The sequence below is a fragment of the Bacillus sp. FSL R9-9834 genome (genome assembly GCF_038006905.1).
GTDB lineage: Bacteria > Bacillota > Bacilli > Bacillales > Bacillaceae_G > Bacillus_A > Bacillus_A pacificus.
The window spans coordinates 591,357-613,634 of the sequence record NZ_JBBOWD010000001.1; the positions used below are offsets into that span (position 1 = coordinate 591,357).

17 protein-coding genes are annotated in these 22,278 nt (G+C 35.2%); 10 read left to right on the plus strand and 7 right to left on the minus strand.

The window, feature by feature from the left end; all coding sequences use genetic code 11:
• Nucleotides 1-17: 17 nt before the first annotated feature.
• The 3 genes from MKY00_RS03050 to MKY00_RS03060 all read right to left on the minus strand — a co-directional run bounded on the left by MKY00_RS03050 (nucleotide 18) and on the right by MKY00_RS03060 (nucleotide 3,023).
• Nucleotides 18-530, minus strand: a complete 513-nt coding sequence (locus MKY00_RS03050; protein ID WP_000351212.1) for a GNAT family N-acetyltransferase — start codon at nucleotides 528-530, stop codon at nucleotides 18-20.
• Nucleotides 531-822: 292 nt separating this feature from the next.
• Nucleotides 823-2,286 carry a HAMP domain-containing sensor histidine kinase gene (locus MKY00_RS03055; RefSeq protein WP_016716427.1) on the minus strand — a complete coding sequence of 488 codons (1,464 nt, stop codon included), beginning with the start codon at nucleotides 2,284-2,286 and terminating at the stop codon, nucleotides 823-825.
• Between the two features lie 65 nt (nucleotides 2,287-2,351).
• Nucleotides 2,352-3,023 carry a response regulator transcription factor gene (locus MKY00_RS03060; protein WP_000238954.1) on the minus strand — a complete coding sequence of 224 codons (672 nt, stop codon included), beginning with the start codon at nucleotides 3,021-3,023 and terminating at the stop codon, nucleotides 2,352-2,354.
• Nucleotides 3,024-3,352: 329 nt separating this feature from the next.
• On the opposite strand from MKY00_RS03060, the gene MKY00_RS03065 reads away from it, so the two are divergent.
• Nucleotides 3,353-3,475, plus strand: a complete 123-nt coding sequence (locus MKY00_RS03065; protein WP_001068392.1) for a hypothetical protein — start codon at nucleotides 3,353-3,355, stop codon at nucleotides 3,473-3,475.
• Nucleotides 3,476-3,534: 59 nt separating this feature from the next.
• On the opposite strand, the gene MKY00_RS03070 is transcribed toward MKY00_RS03065, so the two are convergent.
• From MKY00_RS03070 to fdhD, 3 genes are all read right to left on the minus strand, one after another.
• Nucleotides 3,535-4,694, minus strand: a protein-coding gene (locus MKY00_RS03070) for an IS3 family transposase (RefSeq protein ID WP_341034438.1) whose coding sequence is annotated in 2 segments (ribosomal slippage) — nucleotides 3,535-4,436 and nucleotides 4,436-4,694 — 1,161 coding nt in all. Because the reading frame shifts where the segments join, the coding sequence is not laid out codon by codon here.
• Nucleotides 4,695-5,242: 548 nt separating this feature from the next.
• Complete coding sequence (locus MKY00_RS03075; RefSeq protein ID WP_000405875.1) at nucleotides 5,243-5,749, minus strand: GNAT family N-acetyltransferase; 507 nt, start codon at nucleotides 5,747-5,749, stop codon at nucleotides 5,243-5,245.
• 231 nt (nucleotides 5,750-5,980) lie between these two features.
• Nucleotides 5,981-6,787: a formate dehydrogenase accessory sulfurtransferase FdhD gene (gene fdhD, locus MKY00_RS03080; protein WP_016716428.1), complete on the minus strand. Its 807-nt coding sequence runs from the start codon at nucleotides 6,785-6,787 to the stop codon at nucleotides 5,981-5,983.
• Between the two features lie 300 nt (nucleotides 6,788-7,087).
• Between fdhD and fdhF the strand changes: the two genes are divergently transcribed.
• From fdhF to MKY00_RS03115, 7 genes are all read left to right on the plus strand, one after another.
• Entirely contained in the window at nucleotides 7,088-10,024 is a 2,937-nt protein-coding gene (gene fdhF, locus MKY00_RS03085) for a formate dehydrogenase subunit alpha (RefSeq protein WP_016716429.1), read from the plus strand.
• Nucleotides 10,025-10,036: 12 nt separating this feature from the next.
• Nucleotides 10,037-10,519: a DUF1641 domain-containing protein gene (locus MKY00_RS03090; protein WP_001040528.1), complete on the plus strand. Its 483-nt coding sequence runs from the start codon at nucleotides 10,037-10,039 to the stop codon at nucleotides 10,517-10,519.
• Nucleotides 10,520-10,679: 160 nt separating this feature from the next.
• Nucleotides 10,680-12,551, plus strand: a complete 1,872-nt coding sequence (locus tag MKY00_RS03095; RefSeq protein ID WP_001164743.1) for a glycerophosphoryl diester phosphodiesterase membrane domain-containing protein — start codon at nucleotides 10,680-10,682, stop codon at nucleotides 12,549-12,551.
• Between the two features lie 521 nt (nucleotides 12,552-13,072).
• Nucleotides 13,073-14,206 (plus strand): alanine dehydrogenase, encoded by a 1,134-nt coding sequence (gene ald, locus MKY00_RS03100; RefSeq protein ID WP_001219742.1) that lies wholly within the window; start codon nucleotides 13,073-13,075, stop codon nucleotides 14,204-14,206.
• A gap of 103 nt (nucleotides 14,207-14,309) precedes the next feature.
• Nucleotides 14,310-15,725 (plus strand): amino acid permease, encoded by a 1,416-nt coding sequence (locus MKY00_RS03105; RefSeq protein WP_001284877.1) that lies wholly within the window; start codon nucleotides 14,310-14,312, stop codon nucleotides 15,723-15,725.
• Nucleotides 15,726-15,990: 265 nt separating this feature from the next.
• Complete coding sequence (locus tag MKY00_RS03110) at nucleotides 15,991-16,368, plus strand: ArsR/SmtB family transcription factor (RefSeq protein ID WP_000918377.1); 378 nt, start codon at nucleotides 15,991-15,993, stop codon at nucleotides 16,366-16,368.
• A gap of 23 nt (nucleotides 16,369-16,391) precedes the next feature.
• Nucleotides 16,392-18,764, plus strand: coding sequence for a heavy metal translocating P-type ATPase (locus tag MKY00_RS03115; protein ID WP_016716430.1), 2,373 nt, complete (start codon nucleotides 16,392-16,394; stop codon nucleotides 18,762-18,764).
• A gap of 353 nt (nucleotides 18,765-19,117) precedes the next feature.
• Here MKY00_RS03115 and MKY00_RS03120 read toward each other — a convergent pair whose 3' ends face one another.
• A complete protein-coding gene (locus tag MKY00_RS03120) occupies nucleotides 19,118-20,581 on the minus strand; it encodes a nicotinate phosphoribosyltransferase (protein ID WP_016716431.1) in 1,464 nt (487 codons plus the stop codon).
• A 200-nt stretch (nucleotides 20,582-20,781) separates the two neighbouring features.
• Between MKY00_RS03120 and MKY00_RS03125 the strand changes: the two genes are divergently transcribed.
• Entirely contained in the window at nucleotides 20,782-22,053 is a 1,272-nt protein-coding gene (locus MKY00_RS03125; RefSeq protein WP_341034443.1) for a helix-turn-helix transcriptional regulator, read from the plus strand.
• Between the two features lie 2 nt (nucleotides 22,054-22,055).
• On the plus strand, nucleotides 22,056-22,181 hold the full coding sequence (locus tag MKY00_RS03130) for an NprX family peptide pheromone (protein ID WP_000738188.1): 126 nt from the start codon (nucleotides 22,056-22,058) through the stop codon (nucleotides 22,179-22,181).
• The last annotated feature ends 97 nt before the right edge of the window (nucleotides 22,182-22,278 follow it).

Here is a 22,278-nt window from a genome sequence, read left to right on the forward strand (position 1 = left end):
AGGATGTTTTTTATTATTTATTTATTTTCGTCTAAGAATAAGACCATATGCTCTTCGTCCCAATATTGTCCGTTATATTTTAATGAACGTTCTTGCACACCGAATGTTTTAAATCCTAATGATTCATAAAGTTTTTTTGCTCCATCGTTGCCAACAACAACATCAAGCATAACTTGTTCTACTTCTAAAGATTTAGCAAGTTCAAGACATTCTTTAATAAGTGCTTTTCCTGCTCCAAGTCCGCGTGCTTTTGGAGACACATATACAGAACCGATTTTAGCTTTATGTTCTTGTTTTACATATGGTTTCGTTTCCAGTGTTGCAACCCCAATTAATTTTCCATCTTTGAATGCACCTAGCGTATAGTTTTCATCTTGTGCTAATTTTTGTGCTTTATATTCAATCGCACACTCTTTATTAATAATATCTTCATAAGAAGAGCTAAAAGCTTCAGGGTTTTGCTTTAATCCTTCTACACGAAGTTCTAAGTAAATTTCCGCTTCGTCTTTTGTTAATACATGGATATCCAATTATATCACCCTCCAAATCTTTGACAAATGTATCTTTACTCCGCTATTTGTGGGCAGTAGACTCCAACTTTAAAATCCAGCGAATGCGCGGAAGTTAGATTGGAGATAACTGCCCGTAAATGCCCGATTGGTTCAACTAATGATCCATGGGGTGAACCCTTCCATGGATTAAAGTTTCACTTTATTTTATATTGAAATAAGAATAATTTCAAAAGCTTAGCCTAAATGAGCTGATTTTATGAACAAAATAACACCAGTAGTGTTTACTACTACTGGTGTTTTCACACACATATTATTCAAAAGGTAGCTCAATTATAAAGGTTGTTCCTACGCCTAATTTGCTTGTTACTAGAATGGAACCGTTATGCAATTCCACAATTTCTTTCGCAACAGCTAGCCCGATACCTTTTCCTCCAGTAGCTCTCGTTCTAGATTTATCAACACGATAAAAACGATCGAAAATATGCGGAATATCTTCCTCAGGAATACCTTCACCTTCATCTTGTACACTTATTGTAAAAGAATTTGTTTCTGTGAGTACGCGTATTGTAATAGTGGTGTTTTCTAGCGAATGTTGATAAGCATTGTGTAATAAATTTAACATAACTTGTTCCATACGTCTTTCGTCTATGCAAACTTCTAAATCGTCTTTGCAATATACATGGAGTTGCATTTGTTTGTTAGTTAATGTTGTTTTTGTTTTTTCAACCATTCGTTCTAAAAATGGTTGAAGGGTCACTTTTTGTTTTTTTATAACAAATTGGTGTTGTTCTAATTGTACAAGCATAAATAAATCTTGAACGAGATCAGTTACACTATCTGTTTCATCCTCAATGATTTGTAAGTATTCTTCTCGCTCTTCTTTCGTTAAAGTGTCTCTCTTTGCTACTTTCGCATAACCTTTCATATAGGTCAATGGAGTTAATAGTTCATGGGCGACACTAGCAAGAAATTCATTGCGTTCTTTTTTCATATAAGTTAGTTCACTGGACAAATCTTCAATCGTTTTTGCTAAGCTTCCAAGTTCATCATTCCGTTTAATACCTAATTGAATTGGCTTATTTAATTTTGACATTTTTTCTGTTGCCCTCTTCATTTTTATAAGCGGTTCTGTAATAACACGAGAAAAAACAAAGACAGAAATAGTCGTTAAAATAACAGTCAAAACACTAATGATAAGAAATTGGTTCATGAGTTTAAGCAACATATTTTCTAAAAAAGATGTTTTTAATAACATATATAACTTTCCTTGAAACTCTGCTGTATTAAGTGGGCTTACCGTTGTGATGAATTTTGATTTTTTCCAGTTTTTTTCGACAACTAATCCGTTTTCTGGAATATGTTGTGTTTTACAAGTAAGTTGTTTTTGCATCGCCTTTGTTACAGGTTCTGAAGTGGAAATGATTTTTCCATTATTGTCCGTTATAATGATAGCTATATCAGAGTTAGCAATTGATTCTGATTCAACTAAGTGTTCAGCTTCATCAGCGATATCGAACTCTGGGTATATAGGGCGCTTAGGATTTTTATTGTATTCAGCGCGTTCGCCGTGTTTCTTTTCTTTAGCAAATGCACTCCACTTTGCGCGTTGTGTAATTTTGTTACTATAGCGATTACCTTTTTCTAAAAGAGCAAGTGTTTCTTCCTCAATCCGCATTGTTGAAATGCTTTTGTAAAAAGATACGAAAGCAATTGTTTCAATACATAAAGCTAATATTAAAAAGTATGTCCCAATTTTAAGTGAAAGTTTACTCATTTTCTCACCATACCTTATTTCATATAAAGGGTCAGTGGTATGGTATTTTCCACTGACCGAAGTAATTATTCACTTTTCCATTTATATCCGACCTTATAAACAGTTTCTAAGTAATTTTCAACTGGAAATCCTTTTTTACGTAATTTATCACGGATATTGCGAATATGTGAATCGATTGTTCTATATTCAATGTCTGTTTCATAACCCCAAATTTTTTCGATTAAATCATCTCGGCTATAAGCACGGTTTGTATTTTGTAAAAATAGTCCAAGTAACGAAAATTCGATAGGAGTCAGTGAGATTTTTTCATCATACACTGTGACAGTATGTTTCGTTTTATCCCACTCAATACCATTGAAGCTAACAAATCCATCTTTCTTTGTCCGGCGTAATATAGCCTCAATTCGTGCAACTAATACATGCTCATCAAATGGTTTTGTAATATAGTCATCTGCGCCGATCGTAAGGCCTTTTACCATATCGTAATTTTGATTACGAGCTGTTAGCATAATGATTGGAACGTTGGAAATTTGACGGATTTGATAACAAGTATCCCATCCATCCATATTCGGCATCATTACATCTAACAAAACAATATCGAAGTCTTTTTGTTCTATTAACTTTAGTGCTTCAAGGCCAGAGGTAGCTTTCATACAAAAATAGCCACGAGGACTTAAGAACAGATCTAATAATCGTAACATACGTTCTTCATCGTCTACTAATAAAATTTTTACCATAATCTTGTGCACCCCAAACTGTTCATTCTACTTGTATAGTTTACATGAAAATGATAAAAAACTCTTTTTATGTGATTGAGTGGAAGAGTGATTTCTCGCTCAGAGTAATTGACATAAAAAATGCACTAGTTTTGCACAACTATTTTTTATAATAGAAAACGTAGCGACACAAAATACCCTATGTTGCGACATAACGTCATGTCATTTTATTTATAAAATGACAATTCCATTCTATTGTGTATGTGAGATAGAGAGGGTTTTCGTATTCACCTCGCATCGGATAAGAAAAATTTCCTATCTCACACTTTTTTTAAAAGGAGATCATACACATGAATCCAAAAGAAGAAATTTCAAAAAAAGAAAAGCAAGATCGTAATACGGTTGTCATGTGCGTTGCCGTATCTATGGTTATTATTATAAGTTGTGTAAATAAAATTTTGGGGATTTTATAATATAAAAAAAGCTTATTGCTGGTCATCTCCCTGTCAAGTAGACAGTCATAAAAAGAGTATTATGCCACGGCCTTTTCCCGATATTCTATCGGGGAAAGGCCGTGAAGTTTTTCTTGGAACCTTTCTGTATTATAGAATTGAATGTATTCTTGAATTGTTTGATAAGCCATTTCATACGTTTTTGGACGCACTAAATACAACTTCTCTGTTTTTAAATGTGAGAAGAATGATTCAATACATGCATTATCAAAACAGTTTCCACGTCTAGAATGACTACCGATAAATCCTAATCTTTCTAACTGCTTTGCGTAAGACTTTGATGTATATTGAAACCCTTGATCTGAATGTAAAAGTGGCTTAGTAGATAAAGATTTCCCCTCTAGTTGTTGTAATGTAGTTAAAACCAAATCTAAATCATTTCTTCGAGACAACTTCCAAGCAACGATTTCATTGTTATATAGATCTAACACAGCTGACAAATACGCGAACTGATCTCCAATTCGTACATAAGTAATATCCGTCACATACTTTTGATTTTGTTTGTCCGCTTGAAATTCTCGATTCAAATGATTTTTAAATATCACCGATGTTTTTCTTCCGTAAAATGGACGTTTTTTCCGGATAATAGATTGAACGCCTAACTCCCTCATGAGACGACGAACACGTTTATGATTCATTACCATTCCTTCTCGAGCTAAAGCACGGGTCATACGTTTATATCCATAGTAAGGGTGCTGACGATGAATAGATAAAATATGTTCTTTATGCCACATATCCCTTTTTTGATGTAAACGATGCACGTTATGATATTTTCGCCATTTATAGTATCCAGCCTTAGACACTTCTGCAATTTGAAATAACCATTTGAGTGGGTATGTTTGGCGTAGTGAATCGATAAGAGAAAATCGTTCTTTCTTTAAGACCATTCCTTCCCGTGTAGATTTGGATTGCGCTTTTTTAAATATTCAACCTGCGCCTTCAAATATGCATTTTCTTCTTCAAGACTATTAAAATTCTTACGATTCCAAGCACCACGTTGATCATCAAATGACTGCCCTTGTTGAGAGCGTTTTACCCATTCTATAATTTGTGCATCGCTCTTTATACCAAGGTGTTCACGAATTTCCCGTAATGATTTTCCTTCTTCTATTCGAAGACGAACTGCTTCTCGCTTTAGTTCTTCTGTATATTTTTGAAATGATTGTCCCTTTCTTGCCATAAAAAAATCCCCTCCAGATAAAACAGTATTGAGTCCATCATACCAGATGGACTCTTTTTTTACTGTCTACCTAAAGGGGATAATACCATGCTTCTTAAGAAGCAATAAGCTTTTTTCGTTGTTAGGGGGAGTATTTTTATCCGACTTTAATGGGCAGTAAGACCCCCACTTCAAAATGCAGCGAAAGCAAAGAAGTTAGGTGGGGGGCGGGCTTCCCATAAAAGTCCGATTGGTGAGGGCTGATTAAAGTTTCACTTTATATAATAAACCAAGGTAAAATTGCTAATCCAGAAGTTACAATTGCTGTAGTAAATATTAAAACCATAGCTCGTTTGTTTTGTTTCATGTCACATTCTCCTCTACATATCAAGTACATGCGATCAGCGTGGGATGTAGTTCCCCACTGAGTAAAGTTTCACTTTACACTTTTAGTATAATGAATGGAAAGGTTTGGTACGATCGATAAAGGTGACATGAAGATTACATTGCTGTAATGAAAAAAGCACCTTTCTTAATAAGAAGATGCTTTTAAAAACTATATTGAAGTATTAATCATTTAAGAATAGAACCATATGTTCCTCGTCCCAATATTGACCGTTATGTTTTAATGAACGCTCTTGTACGCCGTAAGTTTGGAAACCTAATGATTCATATAATTTTTTTGCTGCATCGTTACCAACTACAACATCGAGCATAAGTTGTTCTACATGTAATTTATCGGCATTCTCAATAATTGCTTTAATGAGAGCCCGTCCTGCTCCAAGGCCACGTGCTTTAGGGGAAACAAAAACGGAACCGATTTTTGCTTTATGTTCTTGTTTAATGAAAGGCTTTGTTTCTAAAGTAGCAATGCCGATTAAATCGTTATCTTTGAAGACCCCTAGAGTATACTTATCCGGATTGCTTAATCGTTTTGCCATAGCAGCTACAGGATCCTCATGTTTCAGAACATCTTCATAAGAAGAGCTAAAAGCTTCCGGGTTCTTCGTTAAACCTTCCATACAAACTTTTAAATATATTTCTGCGTCCTCTGTCGTTAATAAGCGAATTTCCATCGTTGTAACCTCCTTGGTCGATTTTAAATCAAATAAATCCATTACATATATAAGAATGTGTATGCGTTTTGTTAGCAGTCTCTTTTAATTTGTAAAAGAATGAAAAGATATATGCTACAATATTTTGTTTTTAATTATGTAATGAAATTATATATTAACTTTATTAACTATTCAAGTGTTTGATATGTTACATTTTCATAACTAAAATAACTCCTCGATTGAGGAGTTATTTTAGTTATTCGATCGATAACCATCAATTCGATGTGGATGTGTGTAAATATTACAAGATTCATTTCTAATAAATCCTACGACGGTAATGCCTAAATCGTGAGCGAGTTGCAATGCTAATTTTGTTGGTGCGGATTTAGATAGAACAATTTCACATCCGATTTTTGAAACTTTGAGTAAAATTTCGGATGAAATGCGTCCGCTAAATGCAATGATTTTTCCTTTAACAGATATATCGTTGCGTAAACAATGTCCATATATTTTATCTAATGCATTATGTCTTCCAATATCCATTCTTGATAGGAGGATATTGTTTCGATCACATAGCGCGGTATTGTGAACACCGCCAGTTTGGCGAAAGGTAGTGGAAGATTGTTGTAAAGTATTCATTAAGTAAAAGCATTCTTCAGGAGTAATTTTTACATGTATATCATGTAAATCTTTTGCTTTTGCTGCATCGTTAACGAAAATAAAACCTTGTCTACCTTTTCCGCAGCAGGAAGTGATGTATCGTTTATTATATAAATTTTGATAGAGCGGATTTATTTTTGATGATGTTACATGGACAATTCCGTTATCTTTTTGCACCCATAGTTCTTCAACATCTTTATAAGAAGAAATAATCCCCTCAGAAATTAAAAACCCAATTACCATATCTTCAATATAATTTGGTGTACATACGACTGTTACATATTCTTCACCATTCAATTTAATCGTGATAGGAGATTCTGTAACAATCTCATCCAGTTGTTTTGAAAATGTACCAGATTGATAGCGTACAATTGTATACGTTTCTTGCGTAGGCTCCATATTAAATTCCCCTTTTTTATGTATTTCTCTCCCATATTTATCATAAAACAACGGAAAAAATAAAAACACCTATTAGGAAGAAGATCACAGATTATTTTGGTTATTATTGTATATGTACGATATAATAGAACTGTAGAATAGTGATATTTTCAAGCTTTCGTAGTTATACCTTATAACATCTAGAATCGACTTCATAAGAAAGCATTTGGGCAGAGCGTTTCAAAAATATGTACAGTAATGCGATTTTGAAAACGGATTCATAATTGTGTTGTACAGTTGGTTGTAAGGAGAGGGGAAACTATGGCAGAACAGACAGTCCGTGTAACCGTGGATGGTAAAGAATTTTCCACATCGGGTGAAAAGACGATACTACAATTATTTAACGAGAGTAATTTGGAACATCCTCAAATTTGTCATGTACCAGAAGTAGATCCAATTCAAACTTGTGATACGTGTATTGTAGAAGTAGATGGGAAGTTAATGCGTGCTTGTTCAACGAAATTAGAGAACGGTATGCATATTGAAAGACAGTCACAGCGTGCAAAAGAAGCACAGACTGAGGCGATGGATCGAATATTAGAGAATCACTTATTGTATTGTACCGTGTGTGATAACAATAATGGTAATTGTAAAGTCCATAACACCGTACATATGATGGGAATTGAAGAACAGAAATATCCGTATGAGCCGAAAGTAAGTGCTTGTGAAGTGGATATGTCACATCCGTTTTATCGGTATGATCCAAATCAATGTATTGCTTGTGGACAGTGTGTAGAAGTATGTCAAAACCTACAGGTTAATGAAACTATATCGATAGACTGGAGCTTAGATCGTCCGCGTGTTATATGGGATAATGGTGTAAGTATAAACGATTCATCTTGTGTAAGTTGTGGGCAGTGTGTAACAGTATGTCCATGTAATGCGTTAATGGAAAAATCAATGTTAGGTGAAGCAGGATTCATGACAGGATTAAAACCAGACGTGTTAGATCCGATGATTGATTTTGTAAAGGATGTAGAGCCTGGATATAGTAGTATTTTAGCGGTTTCAGAAGTAGAGGCTGCGATGCGTAAGACGAAAGTTAATAAAACAAAAACAGTTTGTACATTTTGTGGTGTCGGTTGTTCATTCGAAGTATGGACGAAAGATCGCCATATATTAAAAGTGCAACCTGTTTCAGATGCACCGGTTAATGGTATTTCCACATGTGTAAAAGGTAAATTTGGATGGGACTTTGTAAATAGTGAAGATCGAATTACGAAGCCATTAATTCGCCAAGGAGATATGTTTGTTGAAGCTTCATGGGAAGAAGCGTTAGAAGTTGTTGCTTCTAACATGCAGCATATTAAATCTGAATACGGCAGCGATGCATTTGGATTCATTTCTTCATCGAAAGTAACGAATGAAGAAAATTACCTTATGCAAAAACTAGCTCGACAAATATATGGAACGAATAATGTAGACAATTGTTCTCGTTATTGTCAATCTCCAGCAACAGATGGTTTATTTAAAACCGTCGGTATGGGCGGCGATGCTGGAACAGTGAAAGATATAGCTGAAGCAGGCCTTGTCATTATCGTTGGTGCGAATCCAACAGAAGGACATCCTGTACTCGCGACGCGTGTAAAACGTGCTCATAAATTACACGAGCAAAAACTGATTGTAGCAGATCTTCGTAAACATGAAATGGCAGAGCGTGCGGATTTATTTATTCATCCGCGTCAAGGTACAGATTACGTATGGCTTGCTGGTATTACGAAATATATTATTGATCAAGATTGGCATGATAAAAAGTTCATAGCTGAAAATGTGAAGAACTTTGATGAATATAGCACAATGTTAGAAAAGTATACGCTTGATTATACAGAAGAAATTACGGGAATTTCGAAAGAAAACCTGAAAGAAATGGCTCGTATGGTATATGAAGCAGATGGAACTTGTATACTTTGGGGAATGGGTGTAACGCAAAATACAGGAGGAAGTACAACATCTGCTGCCATTTCCAATTTACTGCTTGTTACGGGGAACTATCGTCGTCCTGGTGCAGGCGCATATCCATTACGAGGTCATAATAATGTACAAGGTGCTTGTGATATGGCGACATTACCAAACTGGCTTCCAGGTTATCAAGCAGTATCGGATGATACGCTTCGTGCTAAGTTTGAAAAAGCATACGGCACAACGATTCCGAAAGCACCAGGATTAAATAATATCGCAATGTTACTTGCGGCAGAAGAAGGAAAACTACGTGGTATGTATGTCATGGGGGAAGAAATGGCTTTAGTCGATTCCAATGCGAACCATGTGCAACATATTTTAGCGAATTTAGACTTCCTCGTTGTTCAAGATATGTTCTTATCAAAAACAGCTCGTTTTGCTGATGTTATTTTACCAGCGGCACCAAGCTTAGAAAAAGAAGGAACGTTTACGAATACAGAGCGACGTATTCAAAGATTATATGAAGTATTAAAACCACTAGGTGATTCAAAACCAGATTGGTGGATTTTACAAAAAGTTGCTCGTGCACTCGGCGGGGATTGGAATTACGAAAGTCCAAGTGAAATTATGGACGAAATCGCATCGCTTGCACCGTTATACTCTCAAGCAACGTACGATCGTCTAGAAGGATGGAATAGTTTATGTTGGGGTAGTCATGATGGTAGTGATACACCGCTATTATATGTAGACGGATTTAACTTCCCAGATAAACTAGCTCGTTTATCATTAGATGAATGGATACCACCAGTTGTAGCGCCAGATGAGTATGATTTACTTTTAAATAATGGACGTATGCTAGAACATTTCCATGAAGGGAATATGACGAATAAGTCGGCTGGTATTTTATCTAAAGTATCTGAAGTGTTCGTTGAAATTTCACCTGAACTTGCTATAGAGCGCAATGTGAAAGATGGTGGTCTTGTAGAATTAGCATCACCATTTGGCAAAATTAAAGTACAAGCGCTTATTACTGAGCGTGTAACGGGGAAAGAGCTATACTTACCGATGCATGCAACGATAAATGAAGAAGCGATCAATATTTTAACTGGGACGGCAACAGACCTTTATACGTGTACACCGGCGTACAAACAAACGATGGTGAAAATGCGTGTATTACGTGAAAAAGGAAATCGTCCGTTACCATCTTCAAACCCGCGAGATAAAAAGCGTAATCCGCAAAATGGTGTTGAAATCGAGCAAAAATGGCAAAGAAAACAATACGTATCACTCGTGGACTAGGGGGCGGAGATAGTGGCGAAAGAGATTACTTTAATTAAAAAGAAAGTTGTAACAGAGGAAGAACAGAAACAGCAAGTAGCAGATGAACTTCTAAATGAGCTATCTAATAATCGTGAAGCAGTAGAAGAAACGATGCAGCTGTTAGCGCAGTTACAGAAGGCTGGAATATTAGATGCGGCGATTAGTTTACTTGCTGCTAAGGAAGATGTTTCAAAAATCGCTGTGGAGCAATTAAATCGTGAACCAGTTAAAAATGCACTTAACAATATGATGGGGGCGGGGGAAGCACTGTCCTCAGTTGACCCAGAAGTAACAAAGCAAATCACATCGAGTTTAGTCACTGGATTGCAATTTGCAACAGATGAATTAAAGAGTGGTAAAAAAACAAAAGTGATGGACTTCTTTAAAGTGTTAAAAGATCCAGATATCAATAGAGCCATCACATTCGGATTTAGCTTCTTGAAAGCATTTGGACAAGGGTTAGAGAAAAAATAGAGTAAGTGAAAAGTGATGGGAAGTAGCCATCACTTTTTTCATTGTATGTATAAGAGTGTTCATGTTAAGCGGAATATATTATTATTATTATTAAAGGGATGGGTTAGAAATGGAAATGTGGAATCCATCTCAAATATCGTTTTAGAATGTGGAGGAATATATGCAACACCGTAAAAGACTATCTATACCAGGAGTAATGAGACATTCCTTTCAAACTGTTAGATTTGCCTTTTGGAATGTGTTAACATTCCAACTTGCTTATAAATTGTTAGCAGCGATTGTGTTTATCCCACTTTTCGGTATTATTTTCAATAAGTTGTTGTACTTTGGTGGGTATGCAAACGCAACAAATGATGAGTTATTAGCATTTTTGAAAACCCCATACGGGATTTTGGCGATCGTAATTTTATCTATATTGGCATTGTTCCTGATTTTTACAGAGTTTGCAGTACTTATTATCATTTCGTACTTCGCTCATAAAAGGCAAAAGGTGAGATTACGTCCGATTTTATATAAAACAGTAACGTATTTACCTTCTCTGTTTACATATTGCTTACCTGGCTTTGTTTTGTATGCAGTTGTACTATTACCACTATTAAGTATGGGATATAAATCTGCATTGATTCCTGAAATTCAAATTCCTAATTTTATTACAGGTGAACTATTTAAGACAACAATGGGGCAAGTTGGATATTATACTTTCTTTGCTGTAGTTGCCTATTTGAACCTTCGTTGGATTTTTGTTTTACCTATTATCGTTTTAGAGGAGAAGCCGTTCCGTACGGCAGCACGCAAAAGCGCAAACTTAGTAAAAGAAAGCTTCTTTAAAGTTTTGTTCTTTTTAGTAGGTTTTTTCATATCTGTAGGAATTGTTTTTCTTTTATGTGTAGGAGTTTATTTACTTTGTCTGTGGGGAGTATATGAATTTACAAACCCAGAAGGGACATTTGCACTACTAGCAGAGTCAACTATTTCAGTTTTCCTAACAAGTACATTGTATCTATTTAGCTTTATTATGACGCCGTTCTATATTATGGCGTTAACAAGATTGTATTTACAAAAGGTTCCAGTCGAAGATGTTTTATTAGAAGAAGGATTAGATTATTCAAAGACGAAGGCAGATAAATGTTTCTTCCAAAAACATCGTTGGAAATTTATTGGTGTATATATTGTAGGAATTATTACGGCGGGAATGGTTGTTGCTTTCATTGTGACCTTTATTACAAACACATATAAAGAACCGATTATTATGGCTCATCGCGGTTATATTTCAAAAGGTGTAGAAAATACGAAAGAAGCTGTGCAGGGAGCTATTGATGCGAAAGCAGACTACGCTGAAATAGATGTATTACAAACAAAAGACGGTGAACTAGCAGTTATACATGATTTGAAGTTGAAACGTCTTGCCAATGCTAACGTTCATGTTTCGGATTTAACGATGGAAGAGTTAAGGCAGCTTACCCTTAGTCAAGATGGTTTTTCAGGACAAATCAGTACGCTGGATGAAATCATTAAGTTGGCAAAGGGTAAAATCAAACTCAATATTGAAGTGAAGCTTCATGGGGGCGAAAAAGACTTTGTAAACAAAGTATTAAAAACGATTAAAGATAATGAATTTGAGAAGCAATGTGTTATTCAAACGTTACATTATCCGCTTATAAAAGAGTTTAAGCGTGCAAATCCAAATATAAAAGTAGGATATATATTATATGCAAGTAGAGCTCACTTAAAGAATGTAAAGGCTGATTTTTATGTAGCGGAAGAATACATGTTAAATAAGAAATTAGTAAAAGAAGCAAGGAAGTTAAATAAACCAATTTACGTATGGACGGTAAATGATATGGAAAGTTTAAAGGGATATTATAAATTGAACGTAGATGGTATCATTACCGATTATCCTGAATCGGCACGTGAAACAATTAAGATGTTAAAAGAGCAAGAAGAGGAAGAAAGTGATCTGTTTGATAAAATTACGGAAACAACAGATGATTTATTTTCCAAGTTATTTATAAGTTATCCGGCTGCTAGCTAAATGCTAGCAGCTGTTTTTTTATCCCGCATTAACGGGCGGTAAGACCCCCACCTCAAAATTCAGGGGAAGCAAAGAAGTTAGGTGGGGGATCAACTGCTCGTAAAAGCCCGATTGGTGAGGGCTGATAATCAGTGGGGATGAACAAAACCCCCACTGATTAAAGTTGCACTTTATAAAAAGAATATATCTCTAAAGTATTGTGTAAATTAATAACTGTATATGTATACGGCATCATTGAGATTTCTTACATCGTTACATTATTGTCAAATAATAAATGATTACTACTTATTTTGAAGGAGTATAATAAAAATAGCGTGATAGATAATGAGATGGAACAAAGAGGCTAATAGAATCAATGTTCCATATATTTACACTATTCTAAATATATAAACTTTAAAAATATAGTATGTTAGCGTTTTCATAACTTTTAAGTTATGCTAGAATAAGGACATAAGTTATTAATTATTACAAAAAGAAAAAAGACTTTCTTTTTTCTGTTAATTATAAGGGGGCATTTCATTATGCGTATTGGGGTACCAGCAGAAATTAAAAACAACGAAAACCGTGTGGCAATGACACCAGCAGGTGTTGTGCATTTAATTCGTAACAATCACGAAGTATTCATTCAAAAGGGTGCAGGTTTAGGATCTGGTTTCACAGATGCTCAGTATGTTGAAGCAGGAGCGAAAATTGTTGATACAGCTGAAGAAGCTTGGAACATGGAAATGGTTATGAAAGTTAAGGAACCAATTGAAAGCGAATACAAACACTTCAGCGAAGGTTTAATTTTATTCACATACTTACACTTAGCTCCAGAACCAGAATTAACAAAAGCATTAATCGAAAAGAAAGTTGTTTCTATTGCATATGAAACAGTACAATTAGAAAACCGTTCTCTACCATTACTTGCACCTATGAGTGAAGTAGCTGGTCGTATGGCTGCACAAATTGGTGCACAATTCCTTGAGAAGAACAAAGGCGGTAAAGGTATCTTACTTGCAGGTGTTCCAGGGGTTAAACGTGGTAAAGTAACAATCATCGGTGGTGGACAAGCTGGTACAAATGCTGCTAAAATTGCAGTTGGACTAGGTGCGGATGTAACAATCATCGACTTAAGTGCAGAACGTCTTCGTCAATTAGATGACATTTTCGGAAACCAAGTAAAAACTTTAATGTCTAATCCGTACAATATTGCAGAAGCTGTAAAAGAGTCTGATCTTGTAATTGGTGCAGTATTAATCCCAGGTGCAAAAGCGCCAAAACTTGTAACAGAAGAAATGATTAAATCAATGGAACCAGGTTCTGTTGTTGTAGATATCGCGATTGACCAAGGTGGTATTTTCGAAACAACTGACCGTATTACAACTCATGATAACCCAACTTACGAAAAACACGGCGTTGTTCATTATGCAGTTGCAAACATGCCAGGTGCGGTTCCACGTACATCAACTCTTGCATTAACAAACGTAACAGTGCCATACGCAGTACAAATTGCTAACAAAGGCTACAAAGAAGCTTGCTTAGGCAACTCTGCATTACTAAAAGGTATTAACACATTAGATGGCTATGTAACATTCGAAGCAGTTGCAGAAGCTCACGGTGTAGAGTACAAAGGTGCTAAAGAATTATTAGAAGCAGAAACAGTATCTTGCTAATAGAAGCATTATACAAAACAAAATCGAACAATATATAAACCAACATGATAAGAGCTAAGAGTGAATATCTCTTAGCTCTTCTTGGCAAAAGGGGGCATACATCGTGGCCAACCTATTTAAAAAGAAATCCGTTACGCAATTGTTAGGGGAAAGTAAAAGTAAAACTTTAACGAAAACGCTAGGGGCATTTGACCTAACAATGCTAGGGATTGGTGCGATAATTGGTACAGGAGTACTAGTATTAACAGGATTAGTAGCAGCAAGAGATGCTGGTCCAGCAGTTATCTTTTCATTCATGATTGCAGCAATTGTTTGTGGATTTGCAGCATTATGTTATGCAGAAGTTGCATCTACACTTCCGGTTTCAGGTAGTGTGTACACATATTCATATGCGACAATTGGTGAGTTTATTGCCCATCTAATGGGATGGACATTACTATCTGTATATGTCGTAACAACTGCTGCAGTAGCAGGTGGATGGACAGGTTATTTTAATAACTTAGTGAGTGGATTCGGATTAGAAATTCCAACAGAGTTGTTAAAGATTCCATCACAAGGTGGGATCGTGAATTTACCAGCAGTAGTCATTACATTAGTTTTAACTTGGTTACTATCAAGAGGTACGAAAGAAAGTAAGCGTGTGAATAACATAATGGTATTAATTAAAATTGGTATTGTTATTTTATTCATTGCAGTTGGTGCGTTCTACGTACAACCAGAAAACTGGACACCATTTGCACCATACGGTATTAGCGGAATCTTTGCCGGCGGAGCAGCAGTATTCTTTGCTTTCTTAGGATTTGATGCATTAGCAACTTCTGCTGAAGAAGTAAAAAATCCACAACGTGATTTACCGATTGGTATTATTGCTTCGTTAGTTATTTGTACAATTATTTATGTTGTAGTATGTCTCGTTATGACAGGTATGGTTTCTTATAAAGAATTAGATGTACCAGAAGCTATGGCATATGTGTTAGAAGTTGTAGGACAAGATAAAGTAGCAGGTGTAATCGCAGTTGGAGCTGTAATTGGTATTATGGCTGTAATCTTTGCTTACATTTATGCAACGACACGTGTATTCTTCGCGATGAGCCGTGATGGTTTATTACCAAAATCATTTGCGAAAATTAATAAAAAGACAGAAGCACCAGTATTTTCAACTTGGTTAACAGGTATTGGTAGTGCTTTAATTGCTGGATTTATCGATTTAAAAGAATTGTCGAATTTAGCGAATATTGGAGCATTGTTAACATTTGCGATGGTAGGTGTGTCAGTTATTATTCTTCGTAAAACACATCCGAACTTAAAACGTGGCTTTATGGTACCACTTGTACCAACGCTACCGCTTATTTCAATCGCATGTTGTCTATTCTTAATGTTTAACCTACCATTAACAACATGGATCTACTTCGGTATTTGGTTAGCAATTGGAGTAGTTGTATACTTTGTTTATTCGAAAAAACATAGTCATTTAAAAGACGATGGAAGTTCGCAGGATAATTTAGAACAAGCTAATTAAAAGCTTGGTTAAAAGGGATATAAGTATAGTAAGCCTTGTGCGTCTAGGGAACGCGCAAGGCTTTTTCTTTTGTGCAAAGTGTATATTCTTTTTGTATGAGAATGTAATGGATGCGGAAAATATGTGTAGATCTTTTTTAAATGTGAACGAAATGTTCAAAAAAATGTATGAGATTTCATTGACACATATGAATGGACGCTCATATAATAAAGGTATAAGATATATGAATGATTGTTCATATGTTCAAATAAAGAGGTGAGCTATAATGGCTGGAAATAAAGTAGAAACACCACAAGAGACATGTTCTCAAACGATAATTCATGAAGAAGTTGTTGATCAAGTAAAACAAACAATTCCAACGGATGAAAGTTTAAGTAAAGTAGCAGAATTATTTAAAGTATTAGGCGATCGTACACGTACGAGAATATTACATGCGTTATTTGAAGCTGAAATGTGTGTTTGTGATTTAGCGTATTTATTAGGAATGACACAATCATCTATTTCACATCAGCTTCGTGTGTTAAAGCAAGCGAAACTTGTAAAGAATCGTAAAGAAGGAAAGGTCGTTTATTATTCGTTAGCTGATCAACACGTAATTCATATCTTCGAGCAAGCGTTTGAACACGTAAACGAGGAAGAATAAATAGAACGCGAGGAGGGAGAACGATGGCTGAAGCATTAGTGAAAAAGAAACTGATGTTAGAAGGTTTAGATTGTGCGAACTGTGCAATGAAAATTGAAAAAGGCGTTGGAAATATAGAAGGAGTAAATTCTTGCTCTGTAAATTTCGCGACAAAAACAATGGTTTTAGAAACAGCGCAAAATAAAGAAAGTGAAGTTGTTACAGAAGCAAAACAACTCGTTACAAAATTAGAACCGCACATTAAAGTGCAAGAAGAAAAAAACGCAAAAATGGCAAAAGAAGTGTTTATATTAGAAGGTTTAGATTGCGCAAATTGTGCGATGAAGATTGAAAATAAAGTTAAGGAAATGCCGACGGTTTCAGCAGCAACTGTTGATTTCGTATCAAAGAAATTACGAGTTGAAGTAGCGAATAAAAGGGAACTAGAAGCGACTGTAGCTAATATAACAAATGTCGTTCAAAAGTTAGAACCAGATGTGAAAGTTGTTCGTGAAGAAAAGGGTGGTCATGACCATGGACATAGTCATGATCATGATCATGGTGAAGCAAATGTGAAAAAGATGGTAGGACGATTAGTGGTCGGCGGAATTTTGACAGCAATTGCTGCATTAGCTGGCTTACCACAAATGATCACAATTCCGTTATTCGTCCTTGCGTATGTATTAATCGGTGGAGATATCGTTTGGAGAGCAGTAAGAAACATAACTCGTGGCCAAGTGTTTGATGAGAACTTCTTAATGGCAATTGCAACACTAGGAGCTTTCGCAATTCAACAATACCCAGAAGCGGTTGCAGTAATGTTATTCTATCAAGTAGGAGAACTATTCCAAAGTATTGCGGTAAACCGTTCTCGAAAATCAATTACTTCATTAATGGATATTCGTCCTGATTACGCGAATGTAAAGGTTGGAAATGAAACGAAACAAGTATCACCAGAAGATGTACAAATCGGCGATTATATTATCGTGAAACCTGGTGAGAAAGTACCGTTAGACGGAAAAGTAGTTGAAGGAACATCAATGGTAGATACTTCAGCATTGACTGGTGAATCTGTACCACGTGAAGTTGAAATTGGAAATGATGTATTAAGTGGTTTTGTGAACCAAAATGGTGTATTAACAATTGAAGTTACAAAAGAATTTGGTGAATCAACTGTATCAAAAATTTTAGATTTAGTTCAAAATGCAAGCAGTAAAAAAGCGCCAACAGAAAACTTTATTACGAAGTTCGCGCGTTACTACACTCCAGTTGTAGTAATTACAGCAGCGATCATGGCGTTTATTCCACCACTTATTTTAGAAGGAGCTACATTCTCGGATTGGATTTATAGAGCTTTAGTGTTCTTAGTAATCTCTTGTCCATGTGCGTTAGTTGTATCTATTCCTCTTGGATTCTTTGGAGGTATCGGTGGCGCATCTAAAAGTGGTGTGTTAGTAAAAGGAAGTAACTATTTAGAAGCTTTAAATGATGTGAAATATATTGTTTTTGATAAAACAGGCACATTAACAAAAGGTGTCTTCAAAGTTACAAAAATGGAACCAAGCGAAGGCATTACAAATGAAGAATTATTAGAGTATGCAGCATTTGCTGAAGTGTATTCTAACCATCCAATTGCACAATCGATTCGAAATGCATATGGAAAATCAGTTGATGAAAAAATAATCGATGATTATAACGAAATTTCTGGTCACGGTACAGTCGTAAAAGTACAAGGAAAAGAAATTTTTGCAGGTAATGCTAAATTAATGAGAAAAGAGAACATTACATTTAAGCAACCAGAAACAGTAGGTACATTAGTTCACGTTGCTGTAGATGGAAAATATGCAGGTTATATTGTTATCTCTGATGAGGTAAAAGAAGATTCAAAACAAGCAATTCAAAGGTTAAAAGAACTAGGTATTAAGAAGACAGTCATGTTAACTGGTGATGCAAAACCAGTTGGTGAAGCTGTTGGTAAAGAATTAGGTTTAGATGAAGTTCACGCAGAACTATTACCGCAACAAAAAGTAGAAGAGATTGAAAAAATTGATGCAGCGAAGCATGGAAAAGAAAAAGTTGCTTTCGTTGGTGATGGTATTAATGATACACCGGTATTAGCAAGAGCCGATGTTGGTATTGCAATGGGTGGTTTAGGATCAGATGCAGCAATTGAAGCAGCAGATATCGTTATTATGACTGATGAGCCTTCAAAAATTGCAACAGCTGTAAACATTGCAAAACGTACACGACGCATTGTGTGGCAAAATATTATCTTTGCATTAGGAGTAAAAGGATTAGTTTTATTACTTGGTGCTTTCGGTATTGCAACAATGTGGGAAGCTGTTTTCTCAGATGTTGGTGTGACACTACTGGCAGTATTAAATGCAATGCGTGTACTACGAGTGAAAGATTTATAAAGTGAAACTTTAATCAGTGGGGGGGGCTTTATCCCCCACTGATTATTAGTTGAACCAATCGGGCTTTTACGGGCAGTTGATCCCCCATCTAACGCCCTTGCTTTCGCTGAATTTTGAGGTGGGGGGTCTTACTGCCCGTTAATGCGGGATAAAAAAGAGGACGCAACCTGCGTCCTCCTTTTTTAGGTTATTCTGTTGAAATTGACTCAATAAAATAATAACAAATATTATTTTAAAAATAAATAACGTAATATTGAAATTTACAAATAGAAAATATTTGTCTTGTTATTTTAATATATTTTTTACAAAGATATATAGCATTGAAAAAACAGAGAAGGAGCAGCTTCTCTGTTTTATTTTTGTATATTTTTTTCAACTTGTTCTCGAACAGTTTGAATGTAATTCATTTTATGATCCCAGCATTCTTGACTTAAATCGACAGGGTATTCTTCAGGATTTAAAGTTCGCATATATTCTTCCCAAAATAGTGCGAGACTTTGTTCATTATATTTTTGAATATCTAATATGCCTGGTAGTTCATATGTTCTTTCACCGTTAACGAAAATGTCTTTATGCAGTTCGCGTGCTTCAAAGTTGGTTACAAATTTACTTATATACGTGTGAACAGGATGAAACATTTTTAGGCGCTCTTCTTTTCCTGGTTCTTCACAATCTAATGCAATATAATCGCCTTCAGCATGATCGTTCACTCGATTGATAATGCGATAAATTCGTTTCAGTCCTGGAGTAGTAATTTTTTCAGGATTAGATGAAATTTTAATTGTATCATTTAATTTTCCATCAGTATCTTCAATCGCAACGAGTTTATAAACAGCTCCTAAAGCGGGTTGCTCAAAGGATGTAATCAATTTTGTTCCAACGCCCCATACATCAATTTTTGCTCCTTGAGATTTTAAGTGCATAATTGTGTATTCATCTAAATCGCTAGAAGCAATAATTTTTGTATGTGTAAAGCCAGCTTCATCTAGTAGTTTTCTTGCCTTTTTAGATAAATAAGCCATATCACCACTATCAAGGCGAATTCCGTAAAAATCGATGCGATCCCCGAACTCTTTCGCCACGCGAATTGCATTTGGAACACCAGATTTTAATGTGTCATATGTATCAACGAGAAAGACGCATTTTTTATGAGTTTCAGCGTATTTCTTAAACGCAACATATTCATCACGGTATGCTTGAACGAAAGAGTGTGCATGTGTGCCGGCTACAGGTATTCCGAAGCGTTTCCCAGCCCGTACGTTACTCGTAGATGAGAAACCACCGATAAAGGCAGCACGTGTACCCCAAAGGGCTGCATCGAACTCGTGGGCACGTCTTGTGCCGAATTCTAAAAGTTCATCGTTATTTGCAGCGTGCTTCATACGAGCTGCTTTCGTTGCAATTAATGTTTGGTAATTCACAATATTTAACAGGGCGGTTTCAATAATTTGTGCTTCGCCGAGTGGTGCATCGACACGTAATAAAGGCTCGTTATTAAAGACAACTTCACCTTCTTGCATACTTCGAATCGTCCCAGTGAATTTCATATTTTGTAAATACTGAAGAAATTCTTCTTCAAATTGTAATTCTGCTAAATAAGCGATATCGCTTTCGGTAAAGCTGAAGTTTTCTATGTACTCTACAATTTTTTCAAGACCAGCAAAAACAGCATAACCATTCTCGAATGGAAGTTTTCGAAAGTATAAATCAAACACCGAGCGGCGGTTATGAATACCATCTTTCCAATATGTATAAGCCATATTAATTTGATATAAATCTGTATGTAAGGCATAGCTATCGTCTTTATAATAAGTCATCGCGAAAACACCTCCATAATTTGGTTATAGTATACCAATTTTTCACGGCTCGTAGCAAAGAATGGATATGAAAGTATAGTCAAGTGGGAAAAAAATGAAATATTGCATATTTTTTAGAAAATTAACATTTATCAATTTATATTTCTCAAGATTTTATGTATTATTAAAGTAATGGGGGTAAATGAGAATGGAGGAGGACAATGCAACAAACATTAGAAAAGATAGGCAAACAAGTCTTTTATAAGCGGCTACAGCAAAAAATGACACAAGAAGAATTATGTCAGGACATTTGTTCTGTCTCATACTTAAGTAAAATCGAAAATGGAAAGATCGAAGCATCAGAAGAGATTCTACAATTGCTCTGCGCAAGATTAGAAATTGCCGTGACGGATTTGAGAGATGTAGAAGAAGATGTGAAGGGGAAGCTGGATGAATGGTTAAATGCATTAGTTCATTTGGACAAGCCACAAGTAGAGCGCATATATGAAGAATTACAAGGTGAAATGAAGCATGTTTTGGATTTTGAAATTATAAATTATTATAAACTGCTTTATACGCGTTATTTAATTATGAAACGAGATTTTCCTGCTGTTGAAGAAGAATTAGAGAGCTTAAAAAAGATGTACAAAAAGTATTCGCCATTCCAGAAATTGTTATATACGTATAGTAAAGGTCTATATTATTTTTTACAGCATAAATATAAAACGGCCCTAGATTATTTAGTTCAAACTGAAGTGATGGCGAAAGAACAAGGCTATTATGAAACTGGGATCTATTATAATTTAGCTCTCGTTTATAATGAATTAGAAATAGAACATATGGCTTTACATTTTGCTCATTTAGCTATGGAAGGCTTTAAGAATGAATATAAATTTCGTCATGTGATTAATTGCCAGTTATTGATAGGGTTAAGTTATATACAGAAAAAACAATATAATGAAGCTTTAGGAATTTATAGAAATATTTTAAGAGAGGCTAATTCTTTTGCGGATAAAGATAACATAACAGCGATTGCTCTAAATAACATGGGGTATTTACATTACCATTTAAAGGATTATGCAAAAGCGAAAGAGTATTACTTACAATGTTTGCAATACAAGAAGGAAGAAGATTTAGATTACATTGATGCTGTATATGAGATTGCATTGCAATGTATTGAATTGAAGGAATTTGAAGAAGTAAAAGAGTGGATTAATAAAGGGATAGAAGTTGCGAAAAGAGATGAGAAGTATAAAAGTATGTTATATACACTTTTAATACTTCAATATAAATATTTTGAAGAGAAGGGGGTGTATAAAAAGTTTTTAGAAACAGAAGCTTTAACATTTTTTAAGCAAGAGGAAAATAAAAAAGATTTAAAAAAGGTATATTTAGAATTAGCAAAATATCATGAGGAAGTATTAGAATTCCAAGAAAGTAATCGATACTATAGACTAACCATTAATTTATTAGAAGAAAAGGGAGGAAGATGAATATGAAAAAAATGATTTTTGGTGCATTAGCATTGGTGGCTATATTAGTAGTGTTAGAACCTCAATATGCTTGGACTGGAGATATGTACGGTCAAGCTAAAGAAGTAATAGAAGTAATAAATTCTTAATAAAAAAACCCTTTCCAATCGGAAAGGGTTTTTTCAATATTTGTTCCCCAAAATTCTACAATACTTGAGAAAATAATTATTTGAATTTTTAGTATAT